15 protein-coding genes are annotated in these 14,342 nt (G+C 73.4%); 7 read left to right on the top strand and 8 right to left on the bottom strand.

Translation table 11 applies throughout. The annotated features are described in order from the left end of the window. The first annotated feature begins 182 nt into the window (after positions 1 to 182). From FGE12_RS22520 to FGE12_RS22530, 3 genes are all read left to right on the top strand, one after another. A complete protein-coding gene (locus FGE12_RS22520; RefSeq protein ID WP_153868637.1) occupies positions 183 to 641 on the top strand; it encodes a YciI family protein in 459 nt (152 codons plus the stop codon). Positions 642 to 716: 75 nt separating this feature from the next. Further along, a complete protein-coding gene (locus tag FGE12_RS22525; protein ID WP_153868638.1) occupies positions 717 to 1,166 on the top strand; it encodes a hypothetical protein in 450 nt (149 codons plus the stop codon). A gap of 30 nt (positions 1,167 to 1,196) precedes the next feature. After that, entirely contained in the window at positions 1,197 to 2,036 is an 840-nt protein-coding gene (locus tag FGE12_RS22530) for a DUF3592 domain-containing protein (protein ID WP_153868639.1), read from the top strand. Positions 2,037 to 2,115: 79 nt separating this feature from the next. Here the strand turns inward: FGE12_RS22530 and FGE12_RS22535 are convergent, their stop codons facing one another. Both FGE12_RS22535 and FGE12_RS22540 read right to left on the bottom strand, forming a co-directional pair. Continuing rightward, a complete protein-coding gene (locus FGE12_RS22535; protein ID WP_153868640.1) occupies positions 2,116 to 2,313 on the bottom strand; it encodes a hypothetical protein in 198 nt (65 codons plus the stop codon). A gap of 82 nt (positions 2,314 to 2,395) precedes the next feature. Then, complete coding sequence (locus FGE12_RS22540; protein WP_153868641.1) at positions 2,396 to 2,863, bottom strand: MAPEG family protein; 468 nt, start codon at positions 2,861 to 2,863, stop codon at positions 2,396 to 2,398. 92 nt (positions 2,864 to 2,955) lie between these two features. Between FGE12_RS22540 and FGE12_RS22545 the strand changes: the two genes are divergently transcribed. Continuing rightward, the gene (locus FGE12_RS22545) at positions 2,956 to 4,734 is read left to right on the top strand and encodes a DUF885 domain-containing protein (protein WP_153868642.1); all 1,779 of its coding nucleotides are present in this window, start codon (positions 2,956 to 2,958) and stop codon (positions 4,732 to 4,734) included. Between the two features lie 58 nt (positions 4,735 to 4,792). After that, positions 4,793 to 5,743: a hypothetical protein gene (locus FGE12_RS22550; RefSeq protein ID WP_153868643.1), complete on the top strand. Its 951-nt coding sequence runs from the start codon at positions 4,793 to 4,795 to the stop codon at positions 5,741 to 5,743. Between the two features lie 468 nt (positions 5,744 to 6,211). Here FGE12_RS22550 and pabB read toward each other — a convergent pair whose 3' ends face one another. The 4 genes from pabB to FGE12_RS22570 are packed head-to-tail and all read right to left on the bottom strand — an operon-like array spanning position 6,212 to position 10,341. Then, positions 6,212 to 7,942, bottom strand: coding sequence for an aminodeoxychorismate synthase component I (gene pabB, locus FGE12_RS22555; protein WP_153868644.1), 1,731 nt, complete (start codon positions 7,940 to 7,942; stop codon positions 6,212 to 6,214). A 15-nt stretch (positions 7,943 to 7,957) separates the two neighbouring features. Continuing rightward, positions 7,958 to 8,332: a VOC family protein gene (locus FGE12_RS22560; protein ID WP_194798170.1), complete on the bottom strand. Its 375-nt coding sequence runs from the start codon at positions 8,330 to 8,332 to the stop codon at positions 7,958 to 7,960. A gap of 19 nt (positions 8,333 to 8,351) precedes the next feature. Beyond that, a complete protein-coding gene (locus FGE12_RS22565) occupies positions 8,352 to 9,479 on the bottom strand; it encodes an RNA polymerase sigma factor (RefSeq protein WP_153868645.1) in 1,128 nt (375 codons plus the stop codon). A 4-nt stretch (positions 9,480 to 9,483) separates the two neighbouring features. Further along, the gene (locus tag FGE12_RS22570) at positions 9,484 to 10,341 is read right to left on the bottom strand and encodes an alpha/beta fold hydrolase (RefSeq protein WP_153868646.1); all 858 of its coding nucleotides are present in this window, start codon (positions 10,339 to 10,341) and stop codon (positions 9,484 to 9,486) included. Between the two features lie 264 nt (positions 10,342 to 10,605). Between FGE12_RS22570 and FGE12_RS22575 the strand changes: the two genes are divergently transcribed. Beyond that, complete coding sequence (locus FGE12_RS22575; RefSeq protein ID WP_153868647.1) at positions 10,606 to 11,277, top strand: hypothetical protein; 672 nt, start codon at positions 10,606 to 10,608, stop codon at positions 11,275 to 11,277. On the opposite strand, the gene FGE12_RS22580 is transcribed toward FGE12_RS22575, so the two are convergent. After that, positions 11,274 to 11,810, bottom strand: coding sequence for an N-acetyltransferase (locus FGE12_RS22580; protein ID WP_153868648.1), 537 nt, complete (start codon positions 11,808 to 11,810; stop codon positions 11,274 to 11,276). The two genes, FGE12_RS22575 and FGE12_RS22580, sit on opposite strands and share 4 nt — an antisense overlap. A 93-nt stretch (positions 11,811 to 11,903) precedes the next feature. On the opposite strand from FGE12_RS22580, the gene FGE12_RS22585 reads away from it, so the two are divergent. Then, a complete protein-coding gene (locus FGE12_RS22585; RefSeq protein WP_153868649.1) occupies positions 11,904 to 12,770 on the top strand; it encodes an HAD family hydrolase in 867 nt (288 codons plus the stop codon). A gap of 3 nt (positions 12,771 to 12,773) precedes the next feature. Here FGE12_RS22585 and FGE12_RS22590 read toward each other — a convergent pair whose 3' ends face one another. Further along, positions 12,774 to 14,318, bottom strand: a complete 1,545-nt coding sequence (locus FGE12_RS22590) for an alkaline phosphatase D family protein (protein WP_153868650.1) — start codon at positions 14,316 to 14,318, stop codon at positions 12,774 to 12,776. Positions 14,319 to 14,342 lie beyond the last annotated feature (24 nt).

The following is a 14,342-nucleotide window of genomic DNA, read 5'->3' on the forward strand; positions in this document are numbered from 1 at the left end:
CGCGGCGCCTCCTTTCTCGCTCGCAGAGTTAGGTCTAGACACCCCAACCCTACGGGAGACTGCGCGCCGCGCGGCTCTTACTTTCCTCCCCCCCTCGCGCCGCCCAAAAGGGCGAAACACGAGCCAGAGGGAGAGGGGAAATTGGCGCGGTGTCAGTTCCCAGCCGTAGGGTGGAAGGCACCATGAACCTCACCGCTGCCCTGCTGCTGCTCGCCCTCTCCGCGGCGCCCGCTGCGACTCCCGCCGCGAAGCCCGAAGCCCCCAAGAAGTTCGAGTTCGACAAGCACTACCTCGTGCTCCTCGTGCGCCCGCCGGATGCGCCGCAGCTCGCGCCCGAAGCGCTCGAGAAGCTGCAGGCCGCGCACATCGCCCACCTGGTTCGCATGGGGCAGAGCGGCAAGATGGTGCTCGCGGGCCCCTTCGACGAGCAGGACGACGTGCGCATGCGCGGCGCCTGCATCTACCGCACGGCGACGAAGGACGAGGCGCGCCAGCTCGCCGAGCAGGACCCCATGGTCAAGGCCGGCCGCCTCAAGGTCGAGGTCCTCGCCTGGTTCACCGAGAAGGGCTACCTCGCCTTCCCCAAGGCCCCGCCCCTGCCCGAGCAGCCCGCGCCGGCCCCCGCACCCGCGAAGAAGTAGCGGGGCAGGCAGGCAGGCCGCTGCAGCGCCGCCGCTCCCCGCGCGGCGCCCCGCTCTGCTAGAGCAGCACGCGCCATGGCCGACAAGCGCCGCTTCGACCTCTTCGCGCAGCTCCTCGTGGAGCGCTTCCCCCAGGCGCTGCGCGTCTTCGACGTGGCCGGAGGACAGGGAAAGCTCAACGAGGCCCTCACCCGGCTGGGCCGCACCGTCACCACCTTCGACCTGCGCCACAAGCGCCTGCCGGTGCGCTACGCCGAGCGCATCTTCACCCTCGAGGAGCCCTGCGAGGCGGACCTCGTGGTGGGCATGCACCCGGACGGCGCCACGCGCGTCATCATCGAGTACGCGGCGAAGCACCAGCTGCCCTTCGCCGTGGTGCCCTGCTGCTCGGACAACTCGATGCCCTACAACCCGTGGCGCCGCCACCTCGCCGAGCTCGCGCGCGAGCGGGGCTTCGCGCTCGTGGAGGAGGTAGACCTACCCATGGACGGGCGCTCCCGCGTGGTCCTGGGGGCCTTCCGGTAGCTGCTGCGAGGCCGCTAGGCTGCCTCGCCCATGACCTCCTCCGACGGCACCCTCCTCGGTCCCTCCCCCTGGCAGATCGACACGAAGCGCCGCCGCCGTGAGCGCATCGGCGCGTACCTGCTCTTCGCCTTCATGGTCGCCTTCGGCGGCCTGATGGTCTGGTTCGCCTCGACCCAGACGCGCGACGTGTGGAACGACAGCCGCGTGTGGCGCCACGGCGAGGCGGGCCAGGTGCTCGACTACTCGGGCGACGTGCGCACCTCGGGGCCGCTCGGCATCCCCGTGTTCCACGACTTCAAGCTGGACGTGACGTACGAGGACGCCCAGGGCGAGCAGCGCACCGGCCACGTGGAGTTCCAGCGCCTCTTCGCGGGCGTGAACACCGACGTCACCCCGGAGGTGCGCGTGGACCCGCGCCGCCCCGAGCGCTTCGTGCTCGCGTGGCAGGTGGAGCTGCCGCGCTGGCTCGCCTCGCTCATCTTCCTCCTGCTGCCCATGGTCGTCCTGGGCGGCGCGAAGGCCATCTTCTCCAACGAGCGCCGCCGCCACGCGATGGTGGGCCTGTGCGCGCGCGACGGCGAGGAGCAGTACGTGCCTCTCGAGAAGATCACGAAGCAGAAGAACGTCTTCCGCGTCACCGTGGTGCTTCCCGGCGCGGACGGCGCGCCCGCGCGCAAGCACACCGAGACGCTCAAGCAGCCCCCTGTCCTCGTGTCGCTCGATGGTGTGCAGCACGTGCTCGCCGCGGTCTCTCCGCGCGCGCCCGGCCAGGTGCTGGTGCTCGAGGAGAACGGCGGTCCCTTCGTGCGCTCCTTCGAGACCGCGGTCGCTCCGGCCGAGGAGCCCGGCGCGCGCGCCACCGGTACCTGAGCGGCTCCGCCCGCCGCCGCGCGTGTCGGCGGCAGGGCATGCGGGGCGCCTCCCGAGCGGGGCGCTCCTGCCGCTGAGCTCAGCGCCGCAGCACGCGCTGGCGCACCAGGCCGCTCAGCGCGAGCCCGAGGCCCACGAGCGCCCCCGCGGACCCGAAGCCCAGCCCCGCCACCCAGCCGAGCGGCCTGCTCACGGTGCCGAGCGCGGCGCTCGAGAGGGCGCCGACGCAGAGGAGGAGGGCGAGCGGGAGGGCGGTGAGGGGGCTGAAGCGGACCATGGCGTCACTCCGGATGAGGGGCATCCAGCGGGGATGCCCCTCCAGGTCTCGCGGCCCGGAAAAAGGTGACGCAGAAAAGTGCTCAGGCCAGCAGGCGCGCCACCAACAGCCCACAGAGCACCAGCGTGGCGAGCAGCCCCACCCCCCAGGACAGCGAGCGCCAGGGCTGCACCGAGCGGAGGTACGCGAGCGAGTGCACGAAGCGCGCGGCGGTGAAGGCCACCACGCACACCCGCACGGCGTCCGGCGCCGCGCCCGCGAGCACCGCCGCGAAGGCGAGCAGCAGGAAGGGCGGGATGTTCTCCACGTCGTTGCGGTGCGCGCGCAGGCCGCGCTCCACGTCCGGGTGCTCGGCGCTCGCCGCCTGGCCACCGTACTTCTGCGCATCCTCGGGGTTGGTGCGCAGCCCGCGGCGGCTGCGCACCACGCCCGTCCAGATGCCCACCGCGTGCATCTTGAGCACCAGCAGCAGCGTGCACAGCGCGAGCAGCCGGAAGCCCGGCAGCGAGAGGAAGAGGTCCGGCGTCAGGTGGCGCAGCAGTTCGTCCATGGCAGCGCACGTTCGCACGAGTGCGCGGTTGTCCGCGCGGGGCACCTGCGCGAGGCTCGCCTCCCATCTCCGGAGGTCTCATGGGAGGTCTCATGCCCCGCCCCGCTGCTCTCGCCGCCGCGCTGCTCGCCCTCGCCGCCGGCTGCACTGCCTCCCACCCGAAGGCGGAGTCCGCCGCGCAGCCTCCGGCCGCCGCCGCACCGGCTCCGGCACCGTCCGCGTCAGAGGCCCTGAGCACCTTCGTGGACCGCTACCTCGAGGAGTACTTCCGCCGCTTCCCGCTGCAGGCCACGAGCGCCGGAGTGCACACCTACGATGCGGAGCTGCGCGGCTTCACCTCCGCCGAGCGCGCGGACTTTCTCGGGCTGCTCAAACGCACCCTCGCCGAGCTCCCGCAGCAGGTGAAGCGCAGCGAGCTCTCCGCGCTGGATGCGGCCGACTACGACATCCTCGAGAACACGCTGCGCGCGCGCATCCTGGACCTCGAGCAGGTGCGCAGCTGGGAGCGCAACCCCAGCACCTACTCCTCCTTCGCCTCGGGCGCGGTGTTCCAGCTCATCAACCGCGACTTCGCCCCGCTGCCCGAGCGCATGCGCTCCGCCGTGGCCCGCATGCGCCGCGTGCCCGAGGTGTTCGCCGCGGCCCGGACCACGCTGCAGAACCCGCCGCAGCTGTGGACCGAGATCGCCCTCTCCCAGGGCCAGGGCACCCGTAGCCTCTACGAGAAGACGCTGCCCCAGGCCTTCGCCTCGGTGCAGGACCCGGCGCTGCAGGAGCAGTTCAAGGCGGAGCAGCAGAAGTGCCTCGCCGCCATCGACGCCTACCTGCGCTTCCTCAAGGAGGACCTGCTGCCGCGCAGCCGCGGCGACTTCGCCATCGGCGAGGACGTGTACCGCCAGAAGCTGCAGTACGAGGAGGGCGTCACCGAGAGCATCGACGCGCTGCTCACCTGGGGGCGCGAGGAGCTCGCGCGCACGCAGCAGCAGTTCCGCGAGACGGCCGCGCGCATCAACGGCAAGGCGATGCCGATGCTCGTCTACCGCAACCTCGGCAAGGACCACCCCGCGCCCGCGCAGCTGCTGCCCGAGACCACCGCGACGCTCGAGCAGATCCGCCAGTTCCTCCTCGACAGGCACATCATCGGCGTGCCCAGCGAGGTGCGCGCGCAGGTGGCCGAGACGCCCGTGTTCAGCCGCGCGCTCTCCTTCGCGAGCATGAGCATCCCCGGCCCCTTCGAGAAGCGCGCCACCGAGGCCTACTACTACGTGACGCCCCCGGACCCCACGTGGACGGCCGAGCAGACCGAGCAGCACATGAGCTTCTACAACCGCTACGCGCTGCCCATCATCTCCATCCACGAGGTGTACCCCGGCCACTACGTGCAGTTCCTCTGGACGAACAAGGTGCAGTCCAAGGTGCGCAAGCTGATGGGCTCGGGCGCCTTCAGCGAGGGTTGGGGCCTGTACACCGAGCAGATGATGCTCGACGAGGGCTACGGCGGCACGGGCCCGGTCGCGGACAAGCTGCGCCTCAACCAGCTCGCGCTCTACCTGCAGCGGCTCGCGCGCTACATGGTGGGGCTGCAGCTGCACACGCGCGGCATGACCTACGAGCAGGCCGTCTCCTTCTTCGAGAAGGAGGCGTACATGGAGCGCGTGAACGCCGAGCGCGAGGCGAAGCGCGGCACCTCGGACCCGACCTACCTCGTCTACGCCCTGGGCAAGCACATGCTCATGGACCTGCGCGAGGAGGCGAAGGCCAGGTGGGGCAAGGACTTCACCCTGCAGCGCTTCCACGACCAGGTGGTGAGCTACGGCTACCCGCCCGTGCCCATCGTGCGGCGGCTGATGTTCGAGCAGGAGGCGAAGTAGCCTCCGCTCCCGATGGGGGGTGAGGGTGCGGGGCTCGCCTCCGCGTAGACTGCGGCGCATGCCCCGCCCCCTCCTGCGTCCCGAGCCCCTCGCCGCGCCGCGCGCCGTGCTGCGCCTGCAGGGGCGCCGCACGCGCTACGGCACTCCCACGATCCCGGGGGTCGCGCTCCTCCTCTTCGTGATCTGCGAGGGCGTGGGAGGGTTCCTGCTCGCGACCGCACTGGGACGCCTGCGGGGTGGGCTCCCGCCCAACGCCCCGCGCGGCATCCTGCTCGCGTTCGGCGCGCTCCTGGTGTTCTGCGGCGCGGCGTTCGGGCTGCAGGCGGCCCGGCGCTACGCCCTCGGGCAGCGGGCGCAGCGGCTGCGCGGTGAGTACCCGGACCAGCCCTGGCGCTGGGAGCGCACCTGGTCGTCCGAGCTGAAGGACGACGGCAGCGCGGAGCTCGCACAGGCCTGGCTCGTGCCGGCCGTGTTCGGCCTCTTCATGATCCCCTTCCACTGGATCGGCCTCACGCAGAAGGGCGCGGGCGTCATGCTCGCCGCCGCGCTCCTCTTCGACCTCTTCCTGCTCGCCCTCGTCGGCAAGGCGGTCTACCTGCTGCTGCGCTACCTGCGGCTCGGGACGAGCCGGCTCTCGCTCGAGCGCGTGCCCTGCATGCTGGGCGAGTCGCTCGAGGCCACGCTGCGGCCCGCGCGCCCCCTCTCCGGCGTGCAGAGCGTGGAGCTCACGCTGCGCTGCGTGGAGGAGCGCGCCGAGGTGCAGCGCTCGGGGAACAAGCGCCAGCACGCCGTGGTGCACTACGCGCTGCACACGCAGTCCCAAACGGTGGAGGCCGCGGCGCTCGCCGAGGGACGGCCCCTTTCCTTCGCGCTCCCGCTCCCGTCGGACGCCGCCGAGCTCGCCACCTGCCTCAGCGCGGAGGCGCCGCGCTACTGGGAGCTCGAGTGCCGCGCGGCCCGCCCCGGCGTGGACTACCGCGCCGTGTTCCTCGTGCCCGTGTACGGATAGCGGGGTGATCAGGGCTCGCGGCTTCTGCTAGACCGTGCCCGGGGCCGGGAAGCCGAGGGGGCATCACGTGAGGAAGCAGCGGGCGGTGCGCAGGGGGTTCGTGGGTCTGGGGCTGTCGGTGTGGCTGCTGGGACTCGCGGGGTGCAGCTCTCCCGAGGAGGCCTGCAACGACCTCGAGCTGGGAACGCCCGCAGGCGAGCTGCCTTTGAGCTCGGGACTGACAGGGCATGGCTCTGCCGTGCGGGGGCCCGCGAACGAGCTGAGCTGTTGCAGGGGCTGCGGCTACAAGCCGGACCAGTGCCAGCACTGCAACGTGGATTGCAGTCTTCCGGCGTACCAAGCCGAGCCCGTCCTGCTGGGTGGCGTGTACGCAGGGAGGTGCACCGACGAGCCCCGGGAGAGCGCAGCCCGCTGCACCGCGTGGATCCGTGGCGGGCGCGTGATCGCGACCCAGTTCTTCTGCCAGCGCTAGCGCAGCGAGACCTCCACCCAGCCGCGCACGCCATTGATGAACCACAGGCGCTGGGCGCGTCCGAGGTCCTCGCGGGTGAGGACCTGCTCTTCGATTTCGCCGCGGGAGAGGAGCTCCTCGCGCAGCGTGCCCGCGAGCAGGCCGCAGTCTCGCGGCGGCGTGAGCTTGCGGCCGTCTGGCAGCTCCAGCACGAGGTTGCCCGTGGTCAGCTCCGTCAGCTCGCCCTCCTCGTTCCAGAGCAGCACGTCGAAGGCCTCGGGGTGCTCGGCCTTGTGGCGTGTGTAGACCTCGCGGTGCGTCGTCTTGTGGAAGAGGAAGCGGTCGTGGCGGCTCACCGGTGCGCGCGCGAGCGCGATGGGGAGCGGGCCCGGGGGGAGCTCGGTGAGCGGCGTGGCTTCGGTGCGAACCTCGCCCTGCTGCGAGACGAGGAGGCGCACGCGCTTCGGTAATCCCTCACCCTTTCCCTCTCCGAGGGGGAGAGGGAACAGTGCGGACTCCACCTGCTCCCTCGTGAGCGGGATGCCGAAGTAGCGGGCGCTCGCGAGGACCCGCTCCACGTGGCGCTCGCGCAGCACGTACTCGCCGTTCCTCAGCGCGAGCGTCTCCAGCAGCTCGAACGCGGGCCAGCGCTCGCTCAGCACCCGCGCCTTCGCCAGCGCCTCCGCGTGCTCGTCCGCCGCGGTGCTGTCCCAGGTGATGCCGCCGCCCGTCCCGTACTCCGCCCACCCGCTCGCCGCGTCCTGCCACAGCGTGCGGATCGCCACGCTGAAGGTCGCGTCCCCTCCCGGCCGCACCAGCCCGATGGCGCCGCAGTACACCTCGCGCGGCCGCCCCTCGAGCCGCGAGATGAGCCGCATCGTGCTCACCTTCGGCGCGCCCGTGATGGACCCGCAGGGAAAGAGCGCCCCGAACACCTGCTCCAGCGTAGTGCCCGGCCGCGCGCGCGCCTCCACCGTGCTCGTGAGCTGCAATACCGTGGGGTAGCGCTCCACCTCGAAGAGCCGCGTCGCCTGCACGCTGCCCACCTGCGCCACGCGGCCCAGGTCGTTGCGCAGCAGGTCCACGATCATCACGTTCTCGGCCCGGTTCTTCTCCGAGGCCTGCAGCCACGCGGCCCGCGCGTCGTCCTCCTCCGCCCAGCGCCCGCGCGGCAGCGTGCCCTTCATCGGCCTCGTGACGAGCCGCTCCCCGCTGCGCTCGAAGAACAGCTCCGGGCTCGCGGACACCAGCCGGTGTGCCCCCAGGTCCAGGTACGCGCAGTAGCGCGCGCGCTGCGCCGCCCGCAGCGCCTCGTAGGCCGCGAGCGGGTCCCCCGTGAGCCGCGCGCGCAGCCGCAGCGTGTAGTTGAGCTGGTAGGTCTCGCCCGCGGCGATCGCCTCGCGGATGGCGTCGATGCCCGCGCGGTACGCCTCGCGCGTGACGCTGGGCTCCCACGCGCCGAACTGCGAGGGCCCTGCGGGCGCCGGCGCCGGCACGGGCGCGCGGAAGAGCCCGAACCAGGCGAGCGGCAGCACGTGGCCCTCGCGCACCTGCAGCGCCGGGTCGAAGGCGGGCGCCGCCTCGTAGGACACGTAGCCTGCGGCCCAGAGCCCCGCGGCCGCCGCGCGCTCCACCTCGCGCAGCACCCCGCGCACGTCCTCGAGCCGCTCGGCCACCAGCACCCGCTCGGGGTGCGCGAAGGCGAGCCGCTCGGGCGGGAAGTCGAAGAGGAGCAGGGGCGGCGACATGGCTCGCCGTCCCACTTACTCCGGCTTGTGGCAGACCGCTTCCAGGTTGTGCCCGTCCGGGTCGATGACGAAGGCCCCGTAGTAGCCCGGGTGGTACATGGGCCGCGGGCCGGGCGCGCCGTTGTCCTTCGCCCCGGCCGCGAGCGCCGCGCGGTGGAACGCGTCCACCTGCGCGCGCGTCTGCGCGGCGATCGCCAGGTGCACCGGCGTGGTCGTCTCGGCCTGGCCGATCCAGAAGTCCGGCTTCCGGTCCGCCCCGAAGCCCGCGCCCCGGTAGCCCGGCACGTCGATGTCGCGCAGCAGCGTGTAGCCGAGCGGCGCGAGCGCCGCCGCGTAGAAGGCCTTCGCCCGCTCGAAGTCGCGCGTCTTCAGTCCGATGTGGTCGATCACCGTGGCTCCCTCTGAATGGTCAGTAGGGGTAGTGCCACAGCGACCACGCCATCGCCATCGTCGCGAGGGCCATGCCGCCCCACAGCCCCCAGCGGCTGCACAGGCGCGCTCGCGCGTGGCGCGCGGGGGCGCCCTCCGGGTCCTCGCGCAGCTCGGCCTCCAGCCGCGGGGCGACGAGCCGCGGGAAGGCCACGCCGTAGGTCCAGCCCATCAGCCCGAGGAAGCCCGCGTACACCGCCGCGAGCGCCAGGCGCGGCCAGTGCAGGTGCACCGCCAGCATCGTGAGCAGCACGAAGGCCGTGCACAGCGCAGCTCCGAACGCGGAGAGGCGGCGCACCCCGCGGCGCTCTCCCTCGTCGCGCGCCGCATTCAGCGCCTGCCTGCGCCCGAAGAACACGCCGGCGAGCCCGCCCGCGAGCCCCAGCAGCGCGCCGCCCAGCGCCGCGCCGCTCAGCTTCGCGCCGGCTGCCTTGAGCCCGAGGCCCGCCGCGACCCCGCCCCCGGGCCCCGCGATGGGCAGCGCCGCGAGCACCCCCGCGCTGAAGCGCGCGTCCGGCGCCGTGCGGCCCAGCAGCTCACCGAAGCGCTCGAGCAGCCCCGCGCGCAGCCGCGCCCGCGCCCGGCTGAGGCGCTGGCGCACCGCCTCCTCGCTCAGCTCCAGCAGCGCCGCCACCTGCGCCACGCTGCGCCCCTCGCGGTAGAACAGCGTCACCAGCTCGCGCGCCTCCTCCGGCAGCGTGTCGAGCACCTCGAGCAGCAGCCGCCGCTCCTCCGCCTGCAGCGCCGCCTCGCCCGGGTGCGGCTTCGGGTCCGCGAGCGAGGCCACCAGCGCCTCGCGCGTGGCCTCGTCCTCGAGCAACTGCGGCGCGCGCGTGCGGGTGCTCACGTAGGTGCGCGCCCGGTGCCGCGTGAGCTGCTTCAGCCAGGGCAGGAAGGAGTCCGGGCTGCGCAGCCGCGGCAGCCCCCGCCACGCCGCGAGGAACACGTCCTGCGCCAGGTCCTCGCTCGCCGCCACGTCGCGCACCAGCGTGAGGCACAGCGCGCACACGAGCCCCTGGTAGCGGCCCACCAACCGGCCATACGCGCCGCGGTCTCCTCCCGCGGCGGCGAGCACGTCCGGGTCTGCTGCAAGCGCGAGCGTGGTCATGGGGCTAGTGCTCCGCCTTCTTCAGGAACGCGTCGAGCTGGGCGTAGAAGAAGTCCGGGCGATCGTACATCACGAAGTGCCGCGAGCCCTCGGCCAGCACCGTGCGGGCCTGCGGCGCCGCCTTCACCTGCGCGCTGTAGAGCGCGAGCGTCGCGTCCGCGGGGAGCATCGGGTTGGAGGAGCCCACCAGCAGCACCGGCACCTTCACCTTCGCGAGCCCCGGGCGCAGGTCCGTGGTGAGCATCGTGGCCATGGCCTCGGCCACCGTCTTCGGGTCGCTCTTCGCGCTCCAGTCCCCCAGCTGCTTCGCCGCCTGCGGGTCGGTCACCATCTGCGCGAGCGAGGCGCGCGTGCGCTCGGCGTAGGCCTCCGCGCTCATCCCCGAGATGGCCGCACGCATCTGCGCGGCCGGCGCCTGCATGGCCTCCGCCGTGGCCGCCGGGTTCTGCAGCGCGGGCATGAAGGGCACGCCATCCAGCGCGAGCACGCCCCCGAGCAGGTCCGGCGCTTCTTCCGCCACCCAGAAGCCGAGGAAGCCGCCGAGGCTGTGGCCCACCAGCACCGGGCGCTTCAGCCCCTTCTCCCTCACGTACTGGATGAGCCCGTCGCGCACCGCCTGCAGCGAGGGGCTCGCGGACGCGGGCACGCCGCCGAAGCCCGCGAGGCTCACCACGTGCACCTCGTGCTGCGCGGAGAGCCGCTTCGCCGTCGCCTCCCACACCTGGCCGGGACAGGAGAGCCCGGGGACCAGCAGCACCGGGCGGCCCTTGCCCTGCACCTGGACTTCGAAGGGACGCGGCGCAGCGGGAGGCGCGGCGGGCGTGGCGGCGAGCAGGCCGGCGAGCATCAGGGGCAGGAGCATGGCGGAGGTCCTCTCAACTGCGGGTTCCTCTCCAGGTCTCGCGGGGCGCAAAAAGGTGACATGGGGGCGTCGCTTTTTTTTCGCGCTGCCTTTCTGTCCTGTGGATTCGGAGGGCCCGCGACAGGGTGTCGCGGCCCTGCGCCCGGGAAGACCCGGCTCCCTCGAAAAGAGTGCCTGGCGCCGCCATTGCACAAGGGCCCCGACATCACTGCGTGTGTTCGGGCCTCCGGATGGAGGAGTCGGCGCGCGCCCACGGGAGGGCAGATGCACAAGAGAGTGATGCTGGCGGCAGTGCTGATGGCAGGTGGGGCAATGGCCGAGGAGCAGGCGCCTGCGGAGACCCCGCGGCGCAACGTGGTGGCGATCGACGTGGGCGGGCTGCTCCAGGAGTCCGTGTCCGTGTCCGCGGAGCGCGCCGTGCACGAACGGATCAGCCTGCGGCTGGGGCTTCGCACCGGGGTGAGCGCTCTGTGGGCGCACGTGCCGTTTGAGACCGCGAGCGACTCCAGCGGCAGCTGGAACATGAGCCACCGAAGCGTGATCCTCGCGTTCGAGCCGGGCGCACGCCTGTTCCTGACGGGCCGTGCCCTGGAGGGGCTCTGGATCGGCCCCCAGTTGGGCGTGGGCGTGCGCTGGTCTCACGAGGGCTCGAGCAGTGACCTCAACCCTGACTACAGGACCGGGGCCGCCGGCACCTCCCTGGACCTCAGCGCGAGTGCACTGGGCGGGTACTCGGTCGTGCTCGGCCGCCGCCTCACCCTACAGGCCGCGGTGGGCGCGCGACTGGGCTACGCGCGCGCGCTCAGCGGCTGGAACGAGAGTGTCGGCATCGACCCGCAGGGGCACACCGTGCATCTGCGGACGGAGGTGCAGGGACACTTCACGCAGTGGGCCCTCCAGCCCGTCACGCAGCTCGCACTCGGCTACGCGTTCTAGTAGGCCTGCGCGACGAGCAGCTTCTTCAGCCGCAGCAGGTAGCTCTCGCGCGCGCCGAGCAGCCGCGGCCCCACGCGCGCCTCCTGCACGAAGCCCTCGCGCGTCCAGAAGCGCAGGGCCTTCGCATTCTGCTCCGCCACCGCAAGGCGCAGCAGGTGCCCGCCGCTGCGGCGCACGTGGAGCTCGAAGGCCTGGGCGAGCGCGCGGCCCCGGCCCCCACCGCGCAGCTCGGGCTCCAGCAGCAGCAGCCCCAGGTACCACTCGCCCGGGCCGGGAAAGTCGCTCAGCGCATCCATCGCTCCGCCCAGCGTGCCGTCCGCGCGGAACAGCCCCCACAGGTGCTTCTGCGCCTCGGTCACCTCGGAGGGCCGCCCGCGCACCAGCTGGTCCGCCTCGTCGGGCCGCGCCGGGAGGCCGTAGACGAGCTGGTGGTAGTCGTCACAGCGCTGCAGCAGCGCCTGCAGCAGGGGCAGCTGCTCGGGGAGGAGCGGACGGGCCTCGAGGTCTTCGATGGAGGGCAGGGGCACGGACATGGCGGTGCAGGTGGGCAGGGAGGCTACCCCGGTTTGATCCTCTTGCCGGCGCGCTGCTAGGGTCCGCGCGCTTTTTTCGAGGGCACCCCACGCATGGCCGCACGCTGCATCGTCCTGGACTTCGACGGCACCTTCACGCACGTGGACGCGGAGGCGCAGAGCTACACGCCGCTGTACCGCGAGCACCTCGGGTGGCTCCTGGGCGCGCACGACGCGAGCGCCAGCGCCGCCTTCCTCCAGGAGTGGGAGGCGCTCGACACGCAGATGGACGCCGAGCCCGCGCGCTACGGCTGGACGGACGCCGCGGGCCGCATCGTGGCCCCCGCGTACGCGGACCCCTACGTGAAGTCGCGCGCCATCAGCGAGCGGCTGCTGGATGCGCGCGGCATGTTCCAGGCCCCGCGTGAGCGGCTCGCGGTGCTCGACTACCTCTTCCGGCTCGGCCGGCGCGCGGTGCTCCCGCACTTCCGCCCGGAGGCGGGCGCGGCCATCGAGGCGCTCGCCGCCACCGGCGCGCGCCTCTTCGTGGTGACCAACTCCGGCACCGAGGACGTGCGCCAGAAGATCGCCGAGAACCTGCGCGGCGCCGCACGCCACCTGGACGTGCGCGGGGACGCGAAGAAGTACGTGCTGTGCGAGCCGCAGGAGGCCTGGGCGGGCCCCGCCTCCGTGCCCGCCGAGGTGCGCGTGGCCGGGCTCGACCGCCCCGTGTTCCTGCACCGCCCGCGCTACCTCGAGGTGCTGCGCAGCATCTGGGCCGAGTGCGGCGTGGGCCCCGAGCAGACCCTGGTGTGCGGCGACATCTTCGAGCTCGACCTCGCCCTGCCCGCGGCGCTCGGCGCCACCGTGCGCCTCATCACCCGCCCCAACACCCCGCGCTTCGAGCAGGCGGCCGTGGCGGCGCTGCCCCGCGGCCAGGTGGTGGGCGCGCTCACCGAGCTCGTCGCGCTCGCGGCCTAGCCGTTACAGCGGGCCGCTCTCGAACACCGCGCGCGGAGCGCCTCCGCGCCCGGCCGCGAGCAGCCTCAGGCTCACCCGGGCCTGCGCCGGCTCGCGCAGGTCCACCTCCACCAGGCCGAAGTTGAGCCCGCCGTAGGGGTTGCGCCCGCGCGCGGCCGCGCCCGGCAGGGGATCCACCCGCACCCGCACGGGCCGCGCTCCGCCGTCCACGCGCAGCAGCCGGTGCACGTGCGGCGCACTGCGCGCCACCAGCGGGCCGAGCAGCTCGCGCGGCGCGTTGGTCAGCGCGCTGGAGGTGAGCTGGTAGCTGGGCGGCGCGTCCGGCCAGCGCAGCGCGAGCGCCGAGCCGACGTGCACGTCGCCGCTCAGGAGCACGAGCCGCTGGCGCGGGTGGGCGCGCTGGTGCGCATGCAGCAGGCGCAGCAGCGCGTCGCGCTCGCGCACGAAGTGCCGGTGGCTCCAGCGGTCCGCGCCCTCGTTGGGCTTGGTGCGCGCCACGCGGCCGATGAGCGTGGCGGCCCAGCGCGGCAGGAACACGGGAGGGACGCCTGCGACCACGAAGAGCGCGGGGGCGGAGGCGCGCGCGGCGAGCCAGCGCGCGAGCGCGGAGAGCTGCCTGGGCGCGAGCACGCGGCCTCCGCCCTCCTCTCCCTCGCGCTCCACGCGGCGCCCCGTGCGCAGGTCCAGCACGAAGAGCCCCACCGGGCCCCAGTCGAAGGCGTAGTGCAGCGAGCCCGAGGCGCGCGCGCTCCCCACGCGCGAGCCCTGGTAGTCGCGGTACGCCGCGAGCGCCCCCTGCCGCACGCTGCGCCACCCGGGCCCCGCGTGTGCCGGGTCCGAGCCCCAGTTGTTCACCACGTCGTGGTCGTCCAGCATCGGGTAGCCGGGGAACTGCGCCTGCAGCGCCTGCAGCTCCGGCAGCGCCCAGAACTCGCGGTAGCGCGCCTGGTAGAGCCTGCGCACCTCGGCCGCCGTGCACGCCTGCAGCCGCGCGCGGCCCGCCGGGGCGCGCGGGGCGAAGTAGGCGGGGGCATAGAGCGAGAGCCGCTCGGGCTGGTCCGCGTAGAGCTGGTCTCCCGTCCACAGCACGAAGCGCACGCCGGCGCGCGCGTAGGCCTCCTGCGCCGCACGCAGCACCGCGCGCGCGTCCTCCCGCACGCGGCCGTGTGGGTCGAAGGGCTGGTGGCAGCTCACCAGCCCGAACGCGAGGCGCTCGGGAGGGTGCGCGTCCGGAGCCGTGTGGAAGCGGCCCTCTCCGAGCCGCTCGCCGGCGGACCCCAGCTCGAAGCTGTAGGGCGTGTCGGGCCGCAGCGCGGGCGCGCCGGGGACGTCCCCGGGGAGCGTGAAGGCGCAGGTGCCGTCGGCGCCGGGGCGTGGGGCGCAGGGCAGCGCGAGCCGCTGCGCGCGTCCGCCCTCGCGCCGCAGCAGCAGCGTGTAGGGGCCGGAGCTCGGTGCTCGAAACCACAGCCGCGCCGAGGTGGACGTCACGGCGCCCACCGCCACGGCGCGCTCCAGCGGGGAGATGGCGAAGGCCAGGGGCTGGGGCATCGGCGTGGGCGCTCCTCGGCACGG

It is taken from the genome of Aggregicoccus sp. 17bor-14 (assembly GCF_009659535.1).
Classification (GTDB): domain Bacteria; phylum Myxococcota; class Myxococcia; order Myxococcales; family Myxococcaceae; genus Aggregicoccus.